The organism is Deinococcus sp., assembly GCF_018260555.1.
Taxonomy (GTDB): Bacteria; Deinococcota; Deinococci; order Deinococcales; family Deinococcaceae; genus Deinococcus.
On record NZ_JAGLBB010000053.1, the window covers coordinates 1 to 22,324 of the forward strand.

22 protein-coding genes and 1 pseudogene are annotated in these 22,324 nt (G+C 69.7%); 17 read left to right on the top strand and 6 right to left on the bottom strand.

Features of this window, described 5'->3' with window-relative positions; all coding sequences use genetic code 11:
• The 6 genes from QZ271_RS10705 to QZ271_RS10730 all read left to right on the top strand — a co-directional run.
• Positions 1-542: peptidoglycan DD-metalloendopeptidase family protein (locus QZ271_RS10705; protein WP_291431283.1), on the top strand; the 542-nt coding region annotated here is incomplete at its 5' end.
• 182 nt (positions 543-724) lie between these two features.
• The gene (gene rpsP / locus QZ271_RS10710) at positions 725-973 is read left to right on the top strand and encodes a 30S ribosomal protein S16 (RefSeq protein ID WP_273988418.1); all 249 of its coding nucleotides are present in this window, start codon (positions 725-727) and stop codon (positions 971-973) included.
• Positions 974-1,151: 178 nt separating this feature from the next.
• Positions 1,152-1,391 carry a KH domain-containing protein gene (locus QZ271_RS10715; RefSeq protein ID WP_291431285.1) on the top strand — a complete coding sequence of 80 codons (240 nt, stop codon included), beginning with the start codon at positions 1,152-1,154 and terminating at the stop codon, positions 1,389-1,391.
• Positions 1,388-1,966: a ribosome maturation factor RimM gene (rimM, locus tag QZ271_RS10720; protein ID WP_291431287.1), complete on the top strand. Its 579-nt coding sequence runs from the start codon at positions 1,388-1,390 to the stop codon at positions 1,964-1,966. Before QZ271_RS10715 ends, rimM begins: the two co-directional genes overlap by 4 nt.
• Before the next feature lie 132 nt (positions 1,967-2,098).
• Positions 2,099-2,959 carry a tRNA (guanosine(37)-N1)-methyltransferase TrmD gene (gene trmD, locus QZ271_RS10725; RefSeq protein ID WP_291431289.1) on the top strand — a complete coding sequence of 287 codons (861 nt, stop codon included), beginning with the start codon at positions 2,099-2,101 and terminating at the stop codon, positions 2,957-2,959.
• Between the two features lie 117 nt (positions 2,960-3,076).
• Complete coding sequence (locus tag QZ271_RS10730) at positions 3,077-3,676, top strand: LON peptidase substrate-binding domain-containing protein (RefSeq protein WP_291431291.1); 600 nt, start codon at positions 3,077-3,079, stop codon at positions 3,674-3,676.
• A 216-nt stretch (positions 3,677-3,892) separates the two neighbouring features.
• Here the strand turns inward: QZ271_RS10730 and QZ271_RS10735 are convergent, their stop codons facing one another.
• Positions 3,893-5,044: a peptidoglycan bridge formation glycyltransferase FemA/FemB family protein gene (locus tag QZ271_RS10735; RefSeq protein WP_291431293.1), complete on the bottom strand. Its 1,152-nt coding sequence runs from the start codon at positions 5,042-5,044 to the stop codon at positions 3,893-3,895.
• Positions 5,045-5,379: 335 nt separating this feature from the next.
• Here QZ271_RS10735 and QZ271_RS10740 point away from each other — a divergent pair, with 335 nt between their 5' ends.
• A complete protein-coding gene (locus QZ271_RS10740; RefSeq protein ID WP_367114368.1) occupies positions 5,380-6,318 on the top strand; it encodes a peptidylprolyl isomerase in 939 nt (312 codons plus the stop codon).
• Positions 6,319-6,666: 348 nt separating this feature from the next.
• Positions 6,667-8,358 carry a dihydroxy-acid dehydratase gene (ilvD, locus tag QZ271_RS10745; RefSeq protein ID WP_291431297.1) on the top strand — a complete coding sequence of 564 codons (1,692 nt, stop codon included), beginning with the start codon at positions 6,667-6,669 and terminating at the stop codon, positions 8,356-8,358.
• Positions 8,359-8,631: 273 nt separating this feature from the next.
• On the opposite strand, the gene QZ271_RS10750 is transcribed toward ilvD, so the two are convergent.
• From QZ271_RS10750 to QZ271_RS10760, 3 genes are all read right to left on the bottom strand, one after another.
• On the bottom strand, positions 8,632-9,648 hold the full coding sequence (locus QZ271_RS10750; protein WP_291431298.1) for a potassium channel family protein: 1,017 nt from the start codon (positions 9,646-9,648) through the stop codon (positions 8,632-8,634).
• 260 nt (positions 9,649-9,908) lie between these two features.
• The gene (locus tag QZ271_RS10755; protein ID WP_291431301.1) at positions 9,909-11,087 is read right to left on the bottom strand and encodes an acyl-CoA dehydrogenase; all 1,179 of its coding nucleotides are present in this window, start codon (positions 11,085-11,087) and stop codon (positions 9,909-9,911) included.
• Between the two features lie 103 nt (positions 11,088-11,190).
• Positions 11,191-11,439, bottom strand: a complete 249-nt coding sequence (locus tag QZ271_RS10760; RefSeq protein ID WP_291431302.1) for a hypothetical protein — start codon at positions 11,437-11,439, stop codon at positions 11,191-11,193.
• 487 nt (positions 11,440-11,926) lie between these two features.
• Between QZ271_RS10760 and QZ271_RS10765 the strand changes: the two genes are divergently transcribed.
• From QZ271_RS10765 to QZ271_RS10795, 7 genes are all read left to right on the top strand, one after another.
• Positions 11,927-12,127, top strand: a complete 201-nt coding sequence (locus tag QZ271_RS10765; RefSeq protein ID WP_291431304.1) for a hypothetical protein — start codon at positions 11,927-11,929, stop codon at positions 12,125-12,127.
• Positions 12,128-12,270: 143 nt separating this feature from the next.
• The gene (locus QZ271_RS10770) at positions 12,271-13,311 is read left to right on the top strand and encodes a rod shape-determining protein (protein ID WP_291431306.1); all 1,041 of its coding nucleotides are present in this window, start codon (positions 12,271-12,273) and stop codon (positions 13,309-13,311) included.
• A gap of 125 nt (positions 13,312-13,436) precedes the next feature.
• Positions 13,437-13,865, top strand: a complete 429-nt coding sequence (fabZ, locus tag QZ271_RS10775; protein WP_291431308.1) for a 3-hydroxyacyl-ACP dehydratase FabZ — start codon at positions 13,437-13,439, stop codon at positions 13,863-13,865.
• Between the two features lie 97 nt (positions 13,866-13,962).
• The gene (locus QZ271_RS10780) at positions 13,963-15,108 is read left to right on the top strand and encodes an LptF/LptG family permease (protein WP_291431322.1); all 1,146 of its coding nucleotides are present in this window, start codon (positions 13,963-13,965) and stop codon (positions 15,106-15,108) included.
• Complete coding sequence (locus tag QZ271_RS10785) at positions 15,105-16,256, top strand: glycosyltransferase (RefSeq protein WP_291431310.1); 1,152 nt, start codon at positions 15,105-15,107, stop codon at positions 16,254-16,256. The genes QZ271_RS10780 and QZ271_RS10785 overlap by 4 nt, the downstream gene beginning before the upstream one ends.
• Entirely contained in the window at positions 16,253-17,578 is a 1,326-nt protein-coding gene (locus tag QZ271_RS10790; protein WP_291431312.1) for a polysaccharide deacetylase family protein, read from the top strand. Before QZ271_RS10785 ends, QZ271_RS10790 begins: the two co-directional genes overlap by 4 nt.
• Positions 17,579-17,669: 91 nt before the next feature.
• The gene (locus QZ271_RS10795; RefSeq protein ID WP_291431314.1) at positions 17,670-18,410 is read left to right on the top strand and encodes a bifunctional 2-polyprenyl-6-hydroxyphenol methylase/3-demethylubiquinol 3-O-methyltransferase UbiG; all 741 of its coding nucleotides are present in this window, start codon (positions 17,670-17,672) and stop codon (positions 18,408-18,410) included.
• A 680-nt stretch (positions 18,411-19,090) separates the two neighbouring features.
• On the opposite strand, the pseudogene QZ271_RS10800 reads toward QZ271_RS10795, so the two are convergent.
• Positions 19,091-20,002, bottom strand: a pseudogene (locus QZ271_RS10800) (carbohydrate kinase family protein); the annotation flags it as partial.
• A gap of 76 nt (positions 20,003-20,078) precedes the next feature.
• On the bottom strand, positions 20,079-20,939 hold the full coding sequence (gene rsmA, locus QZ271_RS10805) for a 16S rRNA (adenine(1518)-N(6)/adenine(1519)-N(6))-dimethyltransferase RsmA (RefSeq protein WP_291431316.1): 861 nt from the start codon (positions 20,937-20,939) through the stop codon (positions 20,079-20,081).
• Between the two features lie 307 nt (positions 20,940-21,246).
• Between rsmA and QZ271_RS10810 the strand changes: the two genes are divergently transcribed.
• On the top strand, positions 21,247-22,038 hold the full coding sequence (locus QZ271_RS10810) for a tetratricopeptide repeat protein (protein ID WP_291431318.1): 792 nt from the start codon (positions 21,247-21,249) through the stop codon (positions 22,036-22,038).
• Between the two features lie 80 nt (positions 22,039-22,118).
• A partial coding sequence (locus tag QZ271_RS10815) for an NAD(P)H-hydrate epimerase (protein WP_291431323.1) occupies positions 22,119-22,324 on the top strand: 206 nt, incomplete at its 3' end.

Below are 22,324 nucleotides of genomic sequence, written 5' to 3' on the forward strand. Positions count from 1 at the left end.
CACAGGCGGCCCAGCAGCGCGCAGCCGACGCGCAGGCAGCGGCGCAGGCGGCCCGGCAACGCGCCGCCCAGCAGGCCGCGCAGACCCAGCGGGAAGCGCAGGTGCAGCGCGAGCAAGCGGTCCTCCGGCAGCGCAGCGAGCAGGTGCAGCGCGCGCAGGTGCAGGTCGAGCAGCAACTGGCGCCCCTGCCGACCCTCAGCGGGCCGCTGGCATTCCCGCTGCCTGGCGGGCGCGTGCAGACGCCGTACGGGGCGGGCGGCTCGCCGTGGGTGGTGCTCAGCGGCGGCCCGCAGGCAGTGGCCGCGCAGGGGGGGAACGTGCTGGCCGTCACGTACTACGCGTCACTGGGCTGGGTAGTGCTCATGGATCACGGAACCAGCGTCACGGCGTACTTCGGGCTGGGCGAACCACTGGTCAGTGTCGGGAGCCGCGTGGGGCGCGGCACGCCGGTCGGGACGGTCGGCGGGAGCTCCATCATCGGGCCTGACAGCATGGCCTTCCAGCTGCGTCAGGGCGGCGTGCCCGTCCCTCCGGGCTTCTGACCGTCGTGCCCAGCCACCCGAGTGCCACGTGAGGGATGCGCCTGCCCCCCTTGCCGAGTGGCGTCCCTGCTGATACTCTTGTTCGGTGCGCACTCCGGTTGGCTGCTGACGGGCGCATGAACCCCGTGATCCTAGCGGGCGCTGTACCCTCAATCACGCAACCCACCCCCGAGGTTTTCATCATGGTCAAGATTCGCCTGTCCCGTTTCGGTGCTACCCACAACCCCCACTACCGTATTGTCGTGACCGACGCCCGCCGCCCCCGCGACGGTGGTTACATCGAGAACCTCGGCCACTACGATCCCCGCAAGACCAGCGAGAACTACCTGAAGGTCAACGCCGAGCGCGCCGCGTACTGGATTGCCCAGGGCGCGCAGCCCACGCAGACCGCCCGCCGCCTGCTGAAAAGCCAGGGCGTGAAGGTCGCGTAAGCGAACCCCACAGCGTGAGACAGGGCCCCACACGGGGCCTTTTTTCATGCCGCCCAGCCGATTCATCCCAGCCGATGCCGCCCAGCCAGGTCGAGAACTCCTTTTTTGCCGTGCCGCAGGGGGAAAGGCCCGCGTGGGACGACATTGGTGAACAGGGTGGATGCTGTAGAATGACTGGATGAACCCCGATCCTCTTGATCTGACTCTTTTCATAGCCCAGAGCGTGGTGGATCAGCCTTCACAGGTGCGCGTGTCCCGCCGGGGCCCGACTGTGATCGTGCGGGTTGGGCCGGGCGAGGAAGGGCGCCTGATCGGCCGGCAGGGCCGCGTGATTCAGGCCATCCGTACGCTGGTGCGTGCCGTGAGCGACCCACGCGAGCGCATGAACGTCGACCTGGACGCCCCCCGCAAAGCGTGAGCGCAGAGATCGTGACCGGGAAGGCCGAAGCGCAGCGCACCCGCCTGGGGTACGTGCTGGGACCGCACGGCGTGAAAGGCGGCGTGAAGGTGTTCGTGCTGGGCGACCAGCGGCAGTTTGCGGGCCTGAACCGCGTGTACGTCGAGAAGCGCGGCTGGCTGCGCGTGCGCCGCGCCGAGATGCTCGCGCCGGGAGTGGTGCTGCACCTCGCGGGGATCACGACGCCCGAGGGGGCCGGGGATCTGCGCGGCCTGAACGTCTTTGCGGCCGACGACGAACTGCCGGTGCCCGAGGACGGCGTGTACTACTACCATGAACTGCGCGGCCTGACCCTCAGTAACGCGGCGGGCGAGGTGCTGGCCGAGGTAACGGACGTGCTCGACAGCGGGCATCAGGACCTGCTGGTGGTGCGCCGCGCCTCCGATCAGGGCGAGGCGTTCGTGCCGCTCCAGGCGCCGTACGTGGTCGTGAATCTGGACGGGAAGCGCCGCCCGCTGTCCCTGACGCTGACCGAGGACGCGCCGGGCGGCCTGCTGGATCTCAGCGAGGCCGAGGAAGGCGGGCGCGCCGGGTGATACGGACTACGCTCCACGGCGCCACAGTCGGGAAAGCGCCGCCTGCGGCTCCGTACTGCGAAACCCGTCTGCTGTTCCTACTCGCGTCCACTCGGATTGATTCAGAACTTTACCGAACCAATCGGAATCCGTATGAGTGAGGACCCGCAGTCCGTCCCACACCAGAACGCCGCGCCGCTGCGGTTCTCTTTCCTCACCCTGTTCCCCGAGCTGCTGGCTCCGTTCGCCAGTGAGGCGATCGTGGGCAAGGCGCAGGGGCGTGGTCTGCTCGACGTGAATCTGGTGAACCTGCGGGCCTTTGCCGGAAACCGCCACCAGAAGGTGGACGACACCCCGTACGGGGGCGGCGCGGGCATGGTCATCCGCGTGGACGTGGCCGAGCGCGCCCTGGCCAGCCTCCCGGCCGCCGACGAGGTCATCCTGTTCAGCCCGGCCGGTGAACGCTTCACGCAGGCGGTCGCCGAGGACCTGGCCACGCGGCGGCACCTGGTGTTCCTGTGCGGCCGCTACGAGGGGTTTGACGCCCGCACCGAGCGGCTGGTCACGCGGGAACTGAGCATCGGGGATTTCGTGATGATGGGTGGCGAGGCCGCCGCCGCCTGCGTGCTCGAAGCGGTGGCGCGCCTGGTGCCGGGCGTGATCGGCGACCCGCTGTCCCATCAGGCGGACAGCTTCAGCTCGGGCCTGCTGGACTACCCGGAATTCACCCGCCCGCCCGAATGGCAGGGCCACAGCGTGCCGGACGTGCTGCGCGGCGGACATCACGGCGCGGTGGCCGCGTGGCGGCGCGAGCAGGCCCTGGCCCGTACCCTGGCCCGCCGCCCGGACCTGCTGCGGAGCGCCCCCCTGACGCCCGCTGACACCGCTACCCTGAGCAGCCTGGGCGCCACGCCCGAGCAACTGCGCGACTGGGGCGCGCCCCCTGCGCCGCCGCCCAGACGCCCGAAACGCCGCCGCACGCCGCCGTCCACACCCGACGCCGGCGACACCTGACGACCAGCCCGGACCGGGCAGCGGCACGGGCAGGCCCGCGATCTGCACGTCTTCACACGTGGGTTCTGTGGGTTTGACCCATGTTGCGGGGCGCGGTTGGGCGCACGATACGCGGGTATGCGCGTTCCGCTGTTTCCTCTGCCTCAACTGGTGCTGTTCCCGGGTGTGGTCCTCCCGCTGTATGTGTTCGAGCCCAGATACCGTGAACTGCTGGCCGATGTGCAGGCCACCGGAGAACCGTTCGGGATCGTGCGGATCGTGCAGTCCTCCGAAGCGTCCGGTCTTCCCTTTCACGAGCGGGTCTCCAGGGTCGGCACGCTGGCGCACGTCCGGCAGGCCAGCCTGCACGAGGACGGCACCAGCACGGTCGCCGTGGTGGGCGGCGAGCGCTTCCGCATAGACAGCTTTCACCTGGACCGCCCGTACCTGTCAGCCGACGTGACGCTCTGGCCCCTGGAACCGGGCGAGCTGCCCGCGCAGGCCGTGTCCGCCACGGCCGCTCAACTGCTGGCCGCGCTGCTGCGTCTGCGTCCCGGCGACGCCGGTTCGGTCCGCGAGGCCGCGCCGGACGATCCCCTGCTGCTGGCCAGCTTTGCCGCCGCGCTGCTGCCCGCCACACCCGAACAGCGCGAGAACGCCCTGCACGCCGCGACCCTTCTGGAGCGCCTGGAACTATTGCTGGGCCTGGTGCCCACCGGGGCCAGACTGCTGAACTGATACGGATTCCGATTGAGTTGGTGCACTTCCGAATCAATCCGAGCGGATGCGAGTAGGAACGATAGACGCCCCTTCGCGGTACGGAGCCGCAGACGGCGCTCTTCCAACTGTGGCGCAGTGGAGCGCAGTCCGTATGACTAGCCACAGCCACAGCCACAGCCGGGGCGAATTTTCCGCCCGGGCTGTCGCCGTGCCGTCGTCGTTGTGAGGCGGGCGTTACAGCACGTCGTCGGCGGTGCCGCGTTTGCGGACGTTGTTACGGGTCTTACGCCAGCGCAGGGCGCGGACGATGGCGGGCGCGGCAGCGTTCAGGTTCAGGTCGTAGGCGGGGTACCAGACGCGCTGCTCACTGAATTTGAGTTTCATCTTGAACACCCCGTACGAGTGCTTGCTTTCATCCAGGACGCGCGGAATGCCCCAGAAATCGAACAGCTCGTAGCCGTGTCGTTTGGCGTCCAGCATGGCGCTCCAGTAGAAGGCGTCCGGGGCTTTGGCGTCTTTCAGGGGTTTGCCGTTTTCGTCCACGCGGTCGTCGCGGACGCTGCCGCCGAACAGGTAGTACGTACCCTTGCCCATGCTGATGAAGAACCCCCCAGCGAGCGCGCGTCCCTGGTAGCGGGCCAGCACGATGTACGCCTCTCCGCCGTGTGCGTTGCACTCGCGCAGCATGGTCTCGTAGTACTCGCGGGGGTAGGCGCCCAGTTTGGCGCGTTCGTTGGTGGCAGTGAAGATCTCCCAGAAGGCGTCGAAGTCGTCGTCGCGACCGGCGATCACGCCGAGTTTCTCGGCGGTGCGGATGTTGCGGCGGGCCATGCTGGACAGCGCCCCGAAGATCTCCTGCTCGGTGCGGCTCAGATCGGCGACAATGGTGTGTTCCGGCTGCTCCGTCTCGGCCCGCCGGAAGGGACCGTACGCTTCGGGCAGCGCGTCCTCCTGGGCGGCGGGCGGCGTTCCTGCCTTTTCAGTGTCGCCCTTTTCAGTGTCTGCCCCGGCCACGGCGGGCTGATCCATGGGTGCGCTGTCACTGGCCGGGAACGGCACGGGCGGCTCGATCTTCAGCAGGGCGTCGGTGGGCCGCGCCACGCGGCGCACGGCGTCGGCGAAGGCGGGCAGCAGGTCCAGACTTTCGAGTGCCGGGCCGCGCGGGGCGTACAGGGTGCTGAAGCCCGGCACGAGGCGCTTGCGCAGCAGTTGCACCGCCCCGACCGTCCGGTCCCCCTGCATGATCAGGTACCGCGTGGGCGTCTGACCCAGCGTTCGCCGCGCCTCGCCGTACCCCCACCCCTGCAGGGCGCTGGTGATGGGCATGCGGCTCACGGCGTCGTCGTACGCGCGTGGATCGGTGGTTTCTACGAGGGTCAGGCGCACGGGGGGGATAATAGCAGGCACGCCGGGACATCACCCCAGGACACCACGCCGGGACACAGGGCGCGCCGCAGGAGACTGTCACGGACTGGCGCGCGCGGCACGCTACAGTATTAAGCGTGAAACAACTGCTCCTGACCGCAGCGCTGCTGAGCGGCGCCGCCTTCCTGACGAACGCCGGCGCCCAAACTGCCCCGGCACAGACTGCCCCGGTACAGGCCACACCGGCCCAGCCGACTCCGGCGCCTGCACTGGCCCCCACTGCTCCGGCCCCCACTGCTCCGGCCCCCACTGTCCCGGCCCCCACTGTCCCGGCCCCCACTGCCCCGGCGCCGAGCATGGCGGCTCCTGCCACGCCCGCCCCCGCGGCCCCGGCTGCCGCGCAGGACCCCGCCACGCTGGTGGGCCGTGTGGGCAAGGAGAACCTGACGCTGGGCGAGTTCGAGCGCTCCTTCCGGCTCGCGGCGGCGCGAGTCGTGAACGCTCAGGGCGTTCCGTTCGAGGCCTCCTACCTGAGCGAGTTCGCCGCGGCCCGCCCGGACTTCCTGAAGCAGTTCGTGCGTGACCGCGCTGTGTATCAGCTGGCCCGCGCCCGTCAGCAGGCTGACCCGGCCGTGCTCGACAAGCAGGTCGCGGACGCCCGCTCGGGCTTCGGGACGGACGAGGCGTTCACCCAGGCCCTGAACGCCACCGGGTATACCGACACGGCCGACCTGCGCCGCGAACTGGAGCGCCAGCTGATCGTGGGCGCGTACCTGAACAGCGTGCAGGACCGCTTCACGTTCGGTGACGCGCTGATCGCCGGGTACTACAACCTGCACCGCGCGGACTTCGCCCGTGAAGCGGAAGCCTGCGTGAAACACATCCTGGTGCCCACCCAGGCCGAGGCGCAGGCCATCACGAAGGACCTGGCGGGCGGCGCGGACTTCGCGAAGATTGCCGCCGCGAAAAGCCAGGACCCAGGCAGCGCCGCGCAGGGCGGCGACCTGGGTTGCTTTGGCCCCGGCCAGATGGTCGAGACCTTTGACACGGCCAGCTTCAAGGGACCCTTGAACGCCGTGCAGACCGTACAGTCGCAGTTCGGGTGGCACGTACTGATCGTCACGAAACGCAGCGACGCTGGCACGCTGCCGCTGGCGGACGCCGCGCCGATCATCCGTGACCAGCTGGGCAAGGAAGCCGCGCAGAAGTACCTGGATTCCCAGTTGGTCCGCCTGACCACCGAGAGCTTCCCGGCCGTCGTGACGGTCCCCGCGCCCGCGCCCACCAGCAAGTAATACGGATTCCGATTGATTCAGAACCGCACCGAATCAATCCGAGCGGATGCGAGCAGGAAGGGCAGACGCCCCTTCGCGGTATGGAGCCGCAGGCGGCGCTGCTCCGGCTGTGGCGCAGTGGAGCGCAGTCCATCTGAGTCCATAAGGCGAACGCCGGTTGAATGGTTGGCGAACCTTTCAACCGGAGTTCATTTTGTGGCACAGGGTCTTCAGGATGTTCAGGGGACCGCTGGCGAGGTTCTCCGCGAACAGGAGCTACGGGCGGGTCATGCTGCTCGGCGCCGCGGGCCGGGCGCGCCTGTCTGTGCCTCTGCGCGCAGGCGGGCGCGCCCGGGCGTAGGGTGAGGCATGACCGACACGGCGCAGAAGAAACTGAACTGGAACAGCCACCACATCACGCAGGGCGACGAACGCGCCCCGAACCGCGCCATGCTGCGCGCCGTGGGCTTCGAGGACGGCGACTTCGAGAAACCCATCATCGGGGTCGCGCACGCGCAGAGCAACATCACGCCCTGCAACAACGGTCTGGGCGAACTGGCTGACCACATCACCGGCGCCATCCGCGAGGGCGGCGGCATGCCGCAGATGTACGGCACGATCACCGTGTCAGACGGCATCAGCATGGGCACCGAGGGCATGAAGTGCTCCCTGGTCAGCCGCGAGGTGATTGCGGACAGCATCGAGACCGTGTCACGCGGGCAGAGTCACGACGGCGTGATCGTCGTGGGCGGCTGCGACAAGAACATGCCCGGCGCCATGATCGGCATCGCCCGCCTGAACATTCCCGCGATCTTCGTGTACGGCGGCACCATCAAACCCGGCCATTACGACGGCAAGGACCTGACCATCGTCAGCGTGTTCGAAGCGGTCGGGGCGTTCGGCGCGGGCAAGATCAGCCGTGAGGACTTCACCGAAATCGAGAAACGCGCCTGCCCCGGCAACGGCAGTTGCGGCGGCATGTACACCGCGAACACCATGAGCAGCGCCTTCGAGGCCATGGGCATGAGCCTGCCCTACAGCAGCACGATGAGCGCCGTGGACGCCGAGAAGGCCGTCAGCTCCGCCGACAGCGCCCGCGCCCTGCTGAAGCTGATCGAGCAGGACATCCGACCGCTGGACATCCTGACCAAGAAGGCCTTCGAGAACGCCATCACGGTCATCATGGCCGTCGGCGGCAGCACCAACGCCGTCTTGCACCTAATGGCCATCGCGCACGCCTGCGACATCGACCTGACGCTCGCGGACTTCGAACGCATCCGCGAGGCCACGCCCGTATTCTGCGACCTGAAACCCAGCGGGAAGTACGTCGCCACCGACCTGCACGAAGTCGGCGGCATCCCGCGCGTCATGAAGATGCTGCTCAAAGAAGGCCTGCTGCACGGCGACTGCCTGACCGTGACCGGCAAGACCATCGCCGAGAACCTCGCGGACGAACAGGACACCCCAGGCGACGGACAGGACGTCATCCGCGCCTTCAGCGAACCGCTGTACACCGAAGGCCACCTCGCCATCCTGCGCGGCAACCTGGCCGAGGAAGGCAGCGTCGCCAAGATCAGCGGCCTGAAAAGCATCAAGATCACTGGCCCCGCCCGCGTGTTTGACAGCGAAGAAGAATGCATGCACGCCATCATGAACGACCAGATTCGCGCTGGCGACGTGCTCGTCATCCGCTACGAAGGCCCCAGGGGCGGCCCCGGCATGCGTGAGATGCTCTCCCCCACCAGCGCCATCATCGGCAAGGGCCTGGGCGACTCGGTGGGCCTGATCACCGACGGGCGTTTCAGTGGCGGCACCTTCGGCCTGGTCGTCGGGCACGTCGCGCCCGAGGCGTTCGTGGGCGGCACCATCGCCCTGGTCCACGAGGGCGACACCATCGAACTGAACGCCGAAACCCTGACCCTCACCCTGCACGTGGACGACGCCGAACTGGCCCGCCGCCGCGCCGCCTGGGTGCAACCCGAACCCCGCTACAAGCGCGGCGTGCTCGCCAAGTACGCCAAACTGGTCAGCAGCGCCAGCGTCGGCGCGTACACCGACTGACCACACCCGATTGCCGGGCAGACAGGGCCGCAGCACCTCCGGGTGGGCGGCCCCAGTGCCATAGGGCCGTGCTGTCGGAGCCGCCGGTCTGTGCCGGGGCTGGGCGCTGCGAGGCCTCGGGTACTGGGTAGTCAACGAAACACACGGAATCCGTATGGGGTGGCCTGGGAGCGCTTCAAGCGGGATCCGCTGGCGGGCCGGGAGACGTTTTGCCTCATCAGCCCTGGGAATGCGGCAGCGCTGCGGCTGGTGGCGCAAGGTCCGGGCGGACCTTCAGGCAGGCTCGGGAGCGGGTGGCTGCTGGGCGGCGACCTGCTCCCAGCGCCAGTTTCCGGCCTGCGCCATGGCGTGCAGGCGTTGGCGCAGCGCGGCGTGGGTGTGCAGGTACGCGTGAAAGTCCGCGTCGGGCTTCAGGATCAGGCCGGCGCCGCGCAGGTGGGTCAGGTCGGGCGGGGGGGGCGTCTGCGGGCCCCTGGCGTGATGCGCGCGTTCGAAGGTGCGGGTCAGCGAGTCGATGCTGCTCAGGGCGCGGCTCAGGCCCTGGGGGGGCGGGCCGGTCAGGGCGCCCTGGAGGATCAGGAGCGCCTCGCCCAGGGCGGGCAGGTGCAGGTCCAGGGCGTCCTGACGGTCGTGGTCGTGGAAGCGGTGCAGGTACGGGGAGTTCATGTGGGCGGCGTCCACGTTGTTGAGGATGTCGTGCAGATCGGTGGTGAGGCTCAGCAGGCCGCGGTCGTGGTCGGTGTGGGCGTTCACGATCAGGGCCTGCGCGCCGGGGCCGGCGCGGTGCAGGTGCAGCGCGAGTCGGCGGCGGTCGCCGCGTGCCTGCGCGATGGGTACGACGAAGGTAATGGCAAAGGTCAGCAGGAAGAACCCGTTGATGGACGCCACGGCGGTCAGCAGGCGCCAGACGGGGAGCGGGGCGGTGATCTCGCCCATGCCGAGGGTGCTGATGGTGTACCCGACGAAGTACAGGGTGGCCGTGAAGTTGGCGGGGGTGCCGCTGTCGGAGCCTTGCAGGCTGCCTGGCTGGGACCAGAAGATCAGGGTCCAGCCCAGCCAGCACAGGACCGTCCAGGCGGCGAAGGTGCCCAGGATCAGCAGGGGCGTGCTCCAGGACAGCAGCGAGCGGCGGCCTGTCAGTCGCGCGGTAGTGGTCAGCGCGGCGTACAGCAGCCGGTGAACGGCGCGGCTGAGACGTCCCTCGCCGGACTGGAGGCACGTGACGATCAGGTCGCCGAAGACGGCGAGCACCATGAGGGTGCCGGGAATCCACAGGAGTTGCCGGAGCATTGCCCATTGTGAGCGGCGGCGCTGGCGGGGTGTCTTGCGGTTCCCTGAATCCTCGGGTCCGCTGCGCGGCGTTCGGGTGGGGAGTGGGCCACCCGGCAGGCAGGACTGGGCCGGGGCCGGGTGGTCATACGGACTTCGCTCCATTCCGCCACAGTCGGGAAGACACCGCCTGCGGCTTCACACCGCGAAGTCCGTATGTTATTCCTGCTCGCGTCCGCTCGGAGTGATTCAGAACTGCAGCGAATCAAGTGGAATCCGTATCAGGTCAGGTCGCTGAACACCGCGCGGCTGATCACGAGTTGCTGGATTTCGCTGGTGCCCTCGTAGATTTCCGTGACCTTGGCGTCGCGGTACAGGCGCTCGACGGGGTACTCGCGGCTGTAGCCGTTTCCACCGAAGATCTGGATGGCGTCGCGGGTGGCGTCCACGGCGGCCTCGCTGGCCAGAAGTTTGGCGATGCTGGCTTCCTTGCCGTACGGCTGGCCCTGATCCTTGAGCCACGCGGCTTTCAGGGCGACCAGACGGGCACTTTCGGTGCGGGCGGCCATGCGGGCGATCTTGAAGCTCACGCCCTCGAATTCGCGGAGCTTCCTGCCGAACTGTTCGCGTTCGCTGGCGTACCGGGCGGCGTGTTCCAGGGCGGCGCGGGCAATCCCGAGGGCCTGCATGGCAATGCCGATGCGCCCGGCGTCCAGGCTGGCCAGCGCAATGATCAGTCCCTGGCCTTCTTCCCCGACCATATTGGCGTGGGGGACGCGGGCCTGTTCCAGGGTGACGGTGGTGGTGTGGCTGGCGTGCAGACCGAGTTTCTCCTCGGGACGGCCGCAGCTCAGGCCGGGGGTATCACTGGGAACGATGAAGCAACTGACGCCGCGCGCGCCTGGGCCGCCGGTGCGGGCCATGACGAGGTACGTGTCGGCCTGTCCGCCGCTGGTGATCCAGACCTTGGTGCCGTTCAGGATCCAGTGGTCGCCGTCGCGCTTGGCGGTGAGGCCCAGGCTGGCGGCGTCACTACCGGCACCGCTTTCGGTCAGGCAGAACGCGCCGATGTGCTGCCCCGTGGCCAGGGGCCTGAGGAACTGTTCGCGCTGCCCGTCCGTGCCGTACCGCAGGATCATCTGTTCGGGCAGGCCGTTCTGCACGCTGACAATCACGGCCACGCTGGCGTCGGCCGCGGCGATCTCTTCGAGGCACAGGGCGTACGTGACCGAGTCGAGGCCCGCGCCGCCCCACTGTTCGGGGACGGTGGCACCCATCAGGCCCAGTTCGGCCAGGCCGCGCAGTTGCGTTCTGGGGTACTCGCCGCTGCGGTCGTATTCGGCGGCGTGGGGGGCGATCTCGGCGCGGGCGTACTCGCGGACGTGCTGCACGATCATGCGTTGCTCGTCGGTCAGGCCGAAGCTCATGCCGGTGTGCGGTGCGCTGGGGGCGGTGGTCATACGCTCAGGCTACCAAACGGTTGTTAGAGTGGCGCGCGCGCGTCCGTCCTCCCCAGTCCGGGCTGGCCTGCCCGGCGGTCTGCGCGGTGGCAGTTCCAGCGCCCTACCCGGCGGCCGTCTGCGCCAGCGCTTCCTCGATGCCCCGGCCGCGCCAGCCGGTATCGACGTTCGCGGCCTCTCCCCCGGCCCAGCGCAGGTGCGCGCCGATCACGCTGCCGCCCGCGATGGCCAGCGCCGCGCCGCTCAGGGCGCCGAGCGGGGCGTCCGGGCACAGGCGTCCGGCGGCGGCATTCAGGGCCGGGCTCAGCGGCAACGGGGGGCGGGTCACGCGAACACGGGCGGGCAGATTCACCCGCGCAGTCTAGCCCAGCCCCGGCACAACCGGCCCGGCGCTGCGCCGTGCGACCGGGCCAGAACTCAGTGCAGGGCGCGCTTACCGGCAGGGGCGCGCCGGCAGGAGTGATACGGACTGCCGCTCCACTGCGCCACAGTCGGAAAAGCGCCGTCTGCGGCTCCATACCGCCCAATCCGTCTGCTATTCCTACTCGCGTCCACTCGGATGGATTCAGAACTGCACCGAATCAATCGCAATCCGTATGAGTCTCGCGGCGCGGTGTGAAGATCTTCACGGCGTTTTGTGGCGGCGTGCCTAGAATACCCCGAATGCCCGCGCCCCACCTCTGCCCGGAGTTCCTGTCCGGCGCTCCTTTCGGGCCCGCTACGCTCGCCGCGCGCCGTACCCTCCGCCGTCTGGTGGACTGTTGAGCGCCCGGCGCTGGCGGGTCGTGCTGGGATGGGCGCTGTCGCTGGGGCTGTTTTGCGTAACGCTAGTATTGGCATTGCTGGCCCTGCTGGCGCTGGGCTCCTTCGCCTCGCTGGCGGGGACCGGACTGCTGGGGCTGCCCTTCGGTATCCTGGAAAGTACCCTGAGCGGCGCGCAGAACGTCACGGGCCTGGGCAGTCTTCAGCAGGCCGTCACGCTGATGCTGCTCTCCAGTGTCTGCGCGGGGCTGTCTGCCTACCTCAAGCCCCGCGCCTGACCCGCTGCCCCCACCCTCAGCCGGGCAGGGGCAGCGGGACGCAGGGACGCGAACGCGGCCCGGCACGGGCGGGGGATGAGAAGCACTTTAAGCGTGACTCATGCACCGTGCTACGATTGGGACGTTTTGACCGGAGGGCGAGTGTGAGGCTGTCAGAAGACATTGGAATTGACCTTGGAACAGCAACGTTCCTTATTTACAGCAAGAGCCGCGGCCTGGTCCTTCAGGAACCCAGCGTGATCGCCATGGCCCGCGACAGTAAGAAAGTCAAGGCTGTCGGCGAGGAAGCGTACCGCATGATCGGGCGCACGCCCGGCGGGATCGTCGCCGTGCGCCCCATCAAGGACGGCGTGATTGCCGACGAGGGCCTGACCGAGAAGATGATCACCATGTTCCTGCAGAAGGTGCAGGGCAATGCGGGCCGCCTGTTCGGGTTCAAACCGCAGTTGATGGTCGGCGTGCCCAGCAACGTCAGCGACGTGGAAAAACGCGCCGTGCTGCGCGCCGCCCTGAACAGTAACGCCAAGCGCGCCTTCCTGATCGAGGAACCCCTGGCCGCCGCGATCGGCGCGGGCCTGCGCATCGCCGAGCCGATCGGTTCGATGGTCGTGGATATCGGCGGGGGCAGCACGGACGTGGCCGTGATCTCGCTGGGCGGCATTGTCGTCAGCGAGAGCATGCGCGTGGCGGGCAACGAGTTTGACGAGAGCATCATCCGCTACGTGCGCCGCAAGCACAACGTGCTGATCGGTGAGCGCACCGCCGAGGAGATCAAGGTGAAGGTCGGGGCGGCCATGCTGCTCGACGACGCCGAGAACCTGACGGCCGAGGTGCGCGGCCGCGACCTGGTAAACGGCCTGCCCAAGACCATCAGCCTGGACAGCACGGACGTGGTCGAGGCCCTGAGTGAACCCGTCACGAAGATTGTGGACGGCGTCAAGCGCGTGCTGGAAATCACCCCGCCGGAACTGGTGAGCGACATCATCGACCGCGGCATCGTGATGACCGGCGGCGGGTCGCTGCTGCGCAACTTCGACGAGCTGCTGCGCCAGACGACCGGTATTCCGGTCGCGGTCGCCGAGAACGCCGTCGAGGCCGTCGCGGTCGGCACCGGCATGGCGCTGGAGATGATTCCGGTGCTGGGTGACTCGCTGGTTTCCAGCGACAATTACCTGCGCCGCTGACGCACCCCGGAACGCCTACGCTTATTCGGTGAAGGATGGGAGACGGCCCGTAAAGCCTCTCCCGTTTTTGCTTGTCTCTCGCCCCTCCCGGCCCCCGCCGGAACCCGCGCCCCAGGAGAGCCCTCATGGACCCCATTCTGATTCAGGACGTTCTGAACACCCTGCCCCACCGTTTCCCGTTCGTGATGGTGGACCGCGTGCTGTCCACCGAGAACGGCGCGGTGCATGCCATCAAGAACGTGACCATCAACGAGCCGTTTTTCCCCGGTCATTTTCCGCAGGAGCCGGTCATGCCCGGTGTGCTGATCACCGAGGCGCTGGCGCAGGCCAGCATGTTCTGCCTGCACGGGCAACTGGAGCCAGGTACCGTTGGCTACCTCGCGGGGATCGAGGGCGCGCGCTTCAAGCGCAAGGTGATTCCCGGTGATCAGCTGCACCTGCACGCGAAACTGGAGTTCCTGCGCCGGGGTCTGGGCAAGACCACCTGCCGCGCCGAGGTGGACGGCGTGGTGGTGGCCGAGGCGACCATCCTGTTCGCGGTGGGCAAAGGGTGACCGGGACACCGCTTGAAAGGGCGGCCCCCTCTTTCAAGCCGGGCAGCGCGGCCCGCGTGAGAGTAGCCGGGCAGAGCGGGAGCCGGGCGTGACCCGCCTGACCCGCCTGACCCGCTACGTCACGGCGGAACTGCTGCCGCCGCTGCTGGCGGGCACGCTGCTGTTCACGGCGGTCCTGAGCTTCGGGTACTTCTTCGTCTCCAGTCAGTGGCTCAGCGGCGTGCCGGTGGGCCTGATCGCCCGCTGGATCGGGTACCAGATGCCGGACACCCTCGTGAAGGTCTTTCCGATGGCGGTGGTCCTGATGACCGTCGTGGCGTTCGGCCGCATGAGCACCGAGCGGGAACTCGTGGCGGTGCAGGGGGGCGGGATCAGCCTGGGCCGCGCGGCGCGCCCGGCGGCGGTCCTGGCCTTGCTCGTCACGGCGCTGTCCGTGTGGTTGAGCCTGTGGGTAGCGCCGCGCGCGAACGTGGAGACGCGCGGCCTGTACTGGGACGCCCTGACCGGCGCGGGCCTGTCGCAACTGGTGGGCAAGACCGTGGACCTGGGCAACAACCTGACCCTGTCCATGGCAGGCTACGACACCGGCAGGCGCGAACTGCGCGTCGTGCGCGTGCAGAAGTGGCAAGCGGACTCGGCGGGGCGCGGCACGGTCATCCTGGCCGAGCGCGGCACCTTCGAGAACAACCGCCTGAGCCTCAGCGGATACTCGACGTTCGTGGTGGATTACGGCGCGGTCGCCGCCCTGAGCCGCGTGCCCGACAACGACCCGGCCGCCTTCCGCGCGGCGGTGCAGGACGTGTTCCCCAGCGTGATCGTGCCCGAGAAGGCCACCGACACCCTGAACGTGGAGACCGGCCTGAGCCGTAAGCAGACGCTCGCGCAGTACGCCGACGCGATCGGCGCGGACGCCGAGGGCTGGCCCGAACTGATCACCAAGCTGACCGCGCCGGGCGTGAGCGCCGCCGACCGCGCGGGGGCGCGCGTGAACCTGAACCGCAAGCTGGCCCTGCCGTTCGCGAATCTGGTCCTGGTGCTGGCGGCCCTGCCGTTCGCGTTGCGCTTCGGTCGGACGCTGGGCGTCAGTCTGGGCGTCGCGCTGATGATCGCCGTGGCGTACTACCTGCTGTTCTTCGTGGGCCTGACCCTGGCGGGCATGCTTCCCGCGTTTCCCGAGGCCGGGGTGTGGCTGGCGAACGTGCTGTTCGCCGGGGCGGGCCTGTGGCAACTGAGGCGCACTTGAGCGCGCCCCCACCTGTGTCGGCAGCGCCGTCTGGGCCGGAACTGCGCACACTGATCCTGTCCACCGGCTTCGGTCGCGGGCACCATCAGGCGAACCGGGCGCTGGATACGGCGCTGCGGGCGCGCGGCGTGAACCTGCGCGCCCGGCACACGGATTTCCTGACGTACCTGAACCCGGTCGAGCGGACCGTCACGGCCGGCACGTACGACCTGTGGCTGCGGTACGCGCCTGGCATCTACCGCGCGTTCTACAACTGGACGGACCGCGAGAGCGAACCGCGCGCCGTGGTGGGCACCTTTCACCGCATGGGGCTGCGCGGCACGGTCCGCGACGTGCGCGAGGTGCGGCCCGAGGTGGTCATCAGTTCCTACCCGGTTCCAGCGGCGGCGGCGGCAGCGGCGCGCGCGCGGGTGCGGCTGGACTTCCTGAACGCGCTGATCGTCACGGATTACCGTGTGCATCACCACTGGGCGCGGCCCGAGGCGGACCTGCTGATGGTGGCGACGCCCGAGGCGGCCGAGCAGATGAGCGACTGGAAGATCCCGCCGGAGCGGGTGGTCGTGACCGGCATTCCCATCTCGCCGGTGTTCCGCACGCTGATCGGCGCGGACCGCGCGGCGCTGCGCTCCCGCCACGGCCTGCGCCCGGACCAGCCGCTGATCCTGATTTCGGGCGGCGGGACCGGCACGTTCCGGGCGTTGCGCGGCGTTCTGGGTGAACTGTCGAACCTGGGGCGGCCCGTGCAGGTGCTCGTGCTGGCCGGTGCTGATGGCCGCGGCGTGGAGCGGGTGGGGGGCGCGTTCATTCACCGGCTGGGTTTCACGACCGACTTTCCCGAACTGCTGGCCGCCTCGGACCTGGTGGTGGGCAAGGCGGGCGGCCTGACGGTGGCCGAGGCGACCACGCTGGGCGTGCCGATGGTCATTCACGAACCCATCCCGGGTCAGGAGGAGCACAACGCCGGGCTGCTCGAGCGCCACGGAGCGGCCATCTGGGCGCGGCAGCTGAGTGAGTTGCCGCGCGCCGTGCTGCGCGCCCTGGACCCCGACACGCACGCGCAGATGAGCGCCGCCGCCCGCCGACTGGGCGTTCCGGACGCCGCCGATCGCGTGGCGCGGACCGTGCTGGGCCGACTGGGACGGACGTGACCGCCCCCCTGAACCGTGGCACCCTGAACCCTGGCACCCTGAACCGTAGCAGCCTGAACCGCGCCGCTCTGAGGGGACGCACGCTGAGGGGCGCAGCCGCGCTGGGCGTCACGGCGGGCCTGCTGGTGATCGGCGGCCCGTTCCTGCTGTGGCAGCGCGCGAACCTGGGGCTGCTGCGCGCCGGGCCGCAGACGCGGCGGGTGGTGTCCCTGACCTTCGACGACGGCCCGGACCCCCGGAGCACCCCGGCGGTGCTGGACGCCCTGCAGGCGGCGGGCGCGCAGGCCACGTTCTTCGTGCTGGCGGCGCAGGCCGAGGCGCACCCGGACCTGATCGCGCGGATGCTGCGCGAGGGCCACGAAGTGCAGGCGCACGCCGTGAAGCACCGGCACGCGTGGCTGAGAACGCCCTGGGGGGCGTACCGCGATCCGGGCGAGGCGGCGCGGCGTGTTCAGTCGGTTCTCCGGGGGGTGGGCAGTGATCAGGCTGTCACGCTGCACCGTCCACCGCACGGCGCTTACAGCCTGTTCACGTGGCTGGGCCAGCGGGCCGCCGGACTGACCGGAGCGCACTGGAGTCTCGAAGGTCGGGACTGGCGGGACGGGCAGACCCCGGGTGGCCTGCGCGCCCACCTGCGCCGCGCCCTGCACCCGGGGGCCGTGATCGTGCTGCACGACGCGGGCCCCGGTGCGCGCGTCACCGCGCCCGCCCTGCCCGGAGTGCTGGCGGACCTGAAGGAACGCGGGTACGCCGCGACCAGCCTCGCGCGGCTGCAGGGACTGAGGCGGGTACGCCGCGCCGACCTGCCTGCCCGCGCCATGGGCACCCTGGACCGCCTGCTGGACCGCGCCACGCGCACCGAACCGGCCGGGAACCTCTCGGACTCCATCCTGCGGGTCTCCCCCACCCGGTTTCCGGGGCCGGACCTGACCCTGCGCGGCCTGACACCCGGCGGCGGCCTGCACCTGCGCGCGGGCGTCCCGGCCGCCGAATACCACGCGAACAACGCGCTCATGTCGCAGCTCGGACCGATCCGCACGGTACGCGTGGCCCGGCAGGACTTCCGGCGGGTCGCGGCTGACCTTCAGCGACGCCCGGAGCTGCGAGACGCGCAGGCCGTGTACTGCCAGTCGGCCGTCACGCCCATCCTGGAACGCCTGGGTTTCGAGACGCACGACCTGCCGCCGGCCAGGAAGCGGCGCCTGCGGGTCTGGGCGAACGTCCTGCGCCGCGCCTACGGCACGCGCGCACCCGCGCAGGAGCCTAAACTCAGTGTCCTGAGCCGCGAGGACTTCCTGCGGCTGTACGGCGAAGGTTCGTGATCCGAACGGCCGTCTGTTTCGGTCCATTGCAACTTCGTTCCATTGCACCGGGGTGCGTATCAGGCGGCACACGCGCGCTACGCTGGGCGGCGTGAATTACGACGAGTTCGCTGATCTGTACGACCACCAGTACGACATATACCGCGACGACCTGCACTTTTACGGTGGTGTGGGCGAACGGGCGGGCGGCCCGGTGCTGGAGGTCGGGGCGGGCACCGGGCGGGTCACGGCGTTCCTGGCGCGGCGCGGCGTGAACGTCACGGGGCTGGAACCCAGCGCCCGCATGATCGAGCGCGCCCAGGAACGCGCCGCGAAAGACAACCTGCGCATGCGCTTCGTGCAGGGCGACGTGCGCACCTTCCAGCTGGATGAACGCTTTGGGACCGTGATCGCGCCGTTCAACGCGCTGATGCACCTGTACACCCCGAACGAGCAGTTGCAGGGCCTGGAGAACATTCACGCGCACCTGACCACCGGCGGCAGCCTCGTGTTCGACCTGTTCGTGCCGCGTTTCGGGAAGGCCAACACCGTGCGGCACGAGGGCGAGACCTTCCACACGCCGGACGGCCGCCGAACCGACGTGTTCCTGGTGCAGCGGCACGACCGGACCCGCCAGCACATCACCACCGAGTACCACGTGGACACCACGCACGCGGACGGCACCCTGAAGCGCCGCCACTACACCCTGACGCAGCGGTACTACACCCGCTACGAGGTGGAATGGCTGCTCCGCTTCGCGGGTTTCGAGAGCCCCCGCGTGACCGGCTCATTCCAGGGTGGCCCGCTGGAGGCCAGCAGCGACGTGATGGTGTTCAGCACGCGCGCGCGGTAGCGGCGCTCGATACCACCCAGCCAGGAGGAAGACGGACTGCGATTGATTCGCTGCAGTTCTGAATCCATCCGAGCGGACGCGAGGAGGAAGGGCGTACGCCCCTTCGCGGTATGGAGCCGCAGGCGGCGCCCTTCCGACTGTGGCGCAGTGGAGCGGCAGTCCGTATAAGCAGCGGCGGGCATTACAGATAAGGACGCTGCCGGGCCAATGAGCGGCGCAGCGCTACAGGTCCGCTCGGGTACAACCCTCCGGGGTGCCAAGGTCCTGAAGTCGGCGGTCCCTGACGGTGGCCCCATTCTGGCCCTGGTCCCATACACGCGGCCCGCCGTCCGGTCTGGAACGTGCGGGCCGCGCGGGCGGGGGGCCGGTCAGCTGGCCGTGGTTTTACGGGTGCGGCGCACCGGTGCCGGGGCGGGCTGGGCAGTCACCGCGTCCGTGGCCCCAGCGGCGCGGGCAGGCTTCGCGGCAGCTTTTTCCGTGTGCTGCTCGGTAGGCGGTTCGGCAGCCTGTCCCGGAGCGGTCTCGGCAGTGTGTTCCGCGGCCTGTTCGGTGGCCTTCGCGGCAGGTGCACGGGCCGCCTTCTGCACGTTCTTTTCCGGAACCGGGGTGGCTGCGACTGGGGTAGTCGGGGCTGGGGTAGTTGGGGCTGGGATGGCCGGGGCCTGCGCGGCTGTCCCGCCCAGGTCGGCGGCGGTGATCAGGGTCTCCTGCGCGCCGATGCCGGTCGCGGCGAGCGCCCCGGCGGTGTTGGCGGCGCGGGCGGCCTCGGGAACGCTGGCCCCGCTGAGGATGGCGTGCGCGAACGCGGCGGTGAAGGTGTCACCGGCCCCGGTGGAGTCCACGACCTTGCCTTCGGGGCGCACCGCGTCCACCAGTTCGGTCTCGGTGGGTGTCCAGGTGATGGAGCCCATCTTGCCGACCTTCACGATGACCTGCTGCGCGCCGGCCTCGCCGAGCTGCACCAGGGCGGCGCTGATGGAGCTGGTACCGGTCAGGGCCTGCAGTTCGTGCTGGTTGAGCATCAGGTAGTCGGCGCGCAGCACGTCGGCGCGCAGGGTGGTCCCGGCCTTGTTCACGGCCCCGGTACCCAGGTCGATGAACACCGGGATGGGCGCCGGGGCGCTCCGGGCGGCGTCGATGGCGGCCAGGGCAAATTCACGTTGCGGGCCTTCGATCATGGCGTAGGCGTTGATGATCAGGGCGTCGGCGGCTTGCACCTCGGCCGTATTCAGGTGCGCGGGGTCCAGTTGCCGGTTGGCGGCCCCGTCACTGATCATGGCGCGCTCCCCGCCGGCGGTCTGCATGACGGTGATGGTGCTGGTCAGCAGCTGCGGGTCGCGCTGAATGGCGTTCTCGCTGACGCCGCTGCTGCGGACGTGGCTCAGGGCGTATTCGGCAAACGGGTCCTGCCCGACGCGGGTGGCCAGCGTCACACGGTGACCCAGGCGGGCCAGGGTGACGCTGATGGTCCCTCCGGCGCCGCCGGGTTTCATGCTGGCCTGCCGGGGCGTGACCTCCTGACCGGGTGCGGGCAGGTGGTCGAGGTGGTAGAGGTGGTCAACGGTCACGTCGCCGATAACGTAGAACTTCACGGGAGTACCTCCAGGGCGCGGCGTGCGGCCCTTGCGGATCGAGTTGGGGTGGGGTTGGAGCGCGTAGAGACTGGGCTTACGGTATCACGCCGAGTTTGACGGCCATGTCACGCAGATCGTGCAGGGCGACGTCCTCGGCGCGCACGTCGGGGCGGATGTTCAGGGCCGCCAGGGTCGCGTCGATGGCCTGAACGTCGTGGCCGATCATGCGCAGGTTGTTCCGCAGGGTCTTGCGGCGGTGGTGCAGGGCCGCCTCGATGAACTTCAGGAATTCGGGTTCCGGAGCGGGGCGGTCCCGGTCGAAGTCCAGGCGGATGACGCTGCTGGTCACGTCCGGCGCAGGCAGGAATGCGCCCTTGGGCACGTCCCGGACGTGGCGGACACTGCCGTACAGGGCGGCGATGGCGCTCAGAAATCCGTAGTTATCAGTGCCGGGTTTCGCGGCGAGGCGCTGCCCGACTTCCTTCTGCACGAGCACGGTGGCGGACACGATGGCCGGGGCGCGCATGAAGCGCGAGAGCAGCAGGCCCGTGATGTAGTACGGCAGGTTGGCGATCACGCGGGTCCCAGGCGGGAGGGTGGCGTAATCGAAGTCCAGGGCGTCTCCCCAGATGATCTGCACGTCGGTGTCGCCCAGCGTTTCGGCCAGGGCGGCGCGCAGGCGTTCGTCTTTTTCCAGGGTGGTGACCTGCGCGCCGCGCGAGTGAATCTCGCGGGTCAGGACGCCCAGGCCGGGGCCGATTTCCAGGACGGGCACGCCGGGCGCGGCCCCGCCGGCTTCGGCGATGGCGCGCAGGATGTTTCCGTCGATCAGGAAGTTCTGCCCGAGGCTCTTGGTGGGTTTCAGGCCGTGGCGGGTCAGGAGTTCGCGCACGCGGGCCGGTGAGTACAGCGGGGCGGTCGCTCCGCTGCTGGTGGGTGGGATCGGGTCGTTCAAGGGGGTCAGCTCCGGTGGCGCCGCCCGCACAGGGCAGGGGCAGGGTGTCCCGCGTGCGTCTGGGCGGGCGGCTTGATCCGCGCAGCGCGGGGATTTCAACGCGTCAGTATACTCGGCGGGTGAGTGTTCCGTTCCGGCCGTGTGTCCTGTGTCGCCCGAGTGTCCGCGTGCGCCCCGCCCGTGTCGGGCCTGGTCCTGGTCCGTGCTGGGGGCCAAGGTGAGTGCCGCGAAGGCTGGGACGGAGGGAAATCAGGCTCAGCCGGAAGGGGTGAACCCGGATTTCCCTCCGGCAGCGGCGCCTGAGGCGGTGCAGCCGGTCCTGTCGCTGCCTGAGCTGATCGGGCAGGGCGAGTGGCGGCGGGCCCTGGCGACCGCGCGGGCGCAGGGAGCGGGGCTGGACCTGGAGCACGCGCTGGACACCGTGCTGACCGTGCAGGTGGCCCTGCGGGCGCGGCGGTACCCGGCGGCGCGGCAGGCGGTGGCCGAACTGACGCCGCTGCTGCCTGCCCTGCCGGAGCCGGAGGGGAGCGCGTTGCGGGCGCAGGTGGACCCGCAGGCGCTGACCGGGGCGCTGCGGGCGCTGGAAGCCGGGCAGAAGGTCACGGACCCGGCCGAACTGGCCGCGCTGCTGCACGGCGCGCTGGCCGGGCCACTGACGCGCGCCGAGGCGCTGAACATGCAGGGCATCCTGCACGCCGTGAGCGGCGAGGCAGAGCAGGCCCGCGCGCTGCTGAACGCCGCCATGCAGGCCGATCCCGGTCACTACCGCGCCCTGACGAACCTGGGCAACCTGGACATGGACGCCGGGCAGTTCGCTCAGGCCGAGGCAGTGTACCGGCGGGTGCTGGTCCTGAATCCCGAGTACGACGGCGGGCACCATAACCTGGGCGTGGCGCTGCGCCGTCAGGGCCGCGTGGGCGAGGGCGTGCGGTCCATCCGGCGGGGGCAGCAACTGAGCATGAAACGCTCGAAGGAAGACACGAACGCCGAGATGAAGGAGCAGTTCGCGCAGAACCCGGCCATGAAGGCCCTGCGCTGGGTGCTGCTGGCCGTGGTCGCACTGATCGTGTTCCTGGCGGTGCGCGGCGTGGGCAGCTGACGGTGCCCTGGGTCCTGAACGGCGAGGGCTCGCGGGCAGTGGACGCGCGACTGGACGGGGCGGGGCTCCTGGACCTGACCATGGAGGAGGCCGGGCGGGCGGTGGCGGACGCCGCGCAGGCACGTGCGCCCCGGGGGCCTGCGCTGCTGCTGGCGGGCGGCGGCGCCAACGGCGGGGACGCCTTCGTGGCGGCCCGGCACCTGCTGACGCTGGGGCGTGAAGCGCTCGTGCTGGCGCTGCCGTCCCGGCACCCTCTGACGCGCCTGAACCGGCGGCGCTGGCGGGC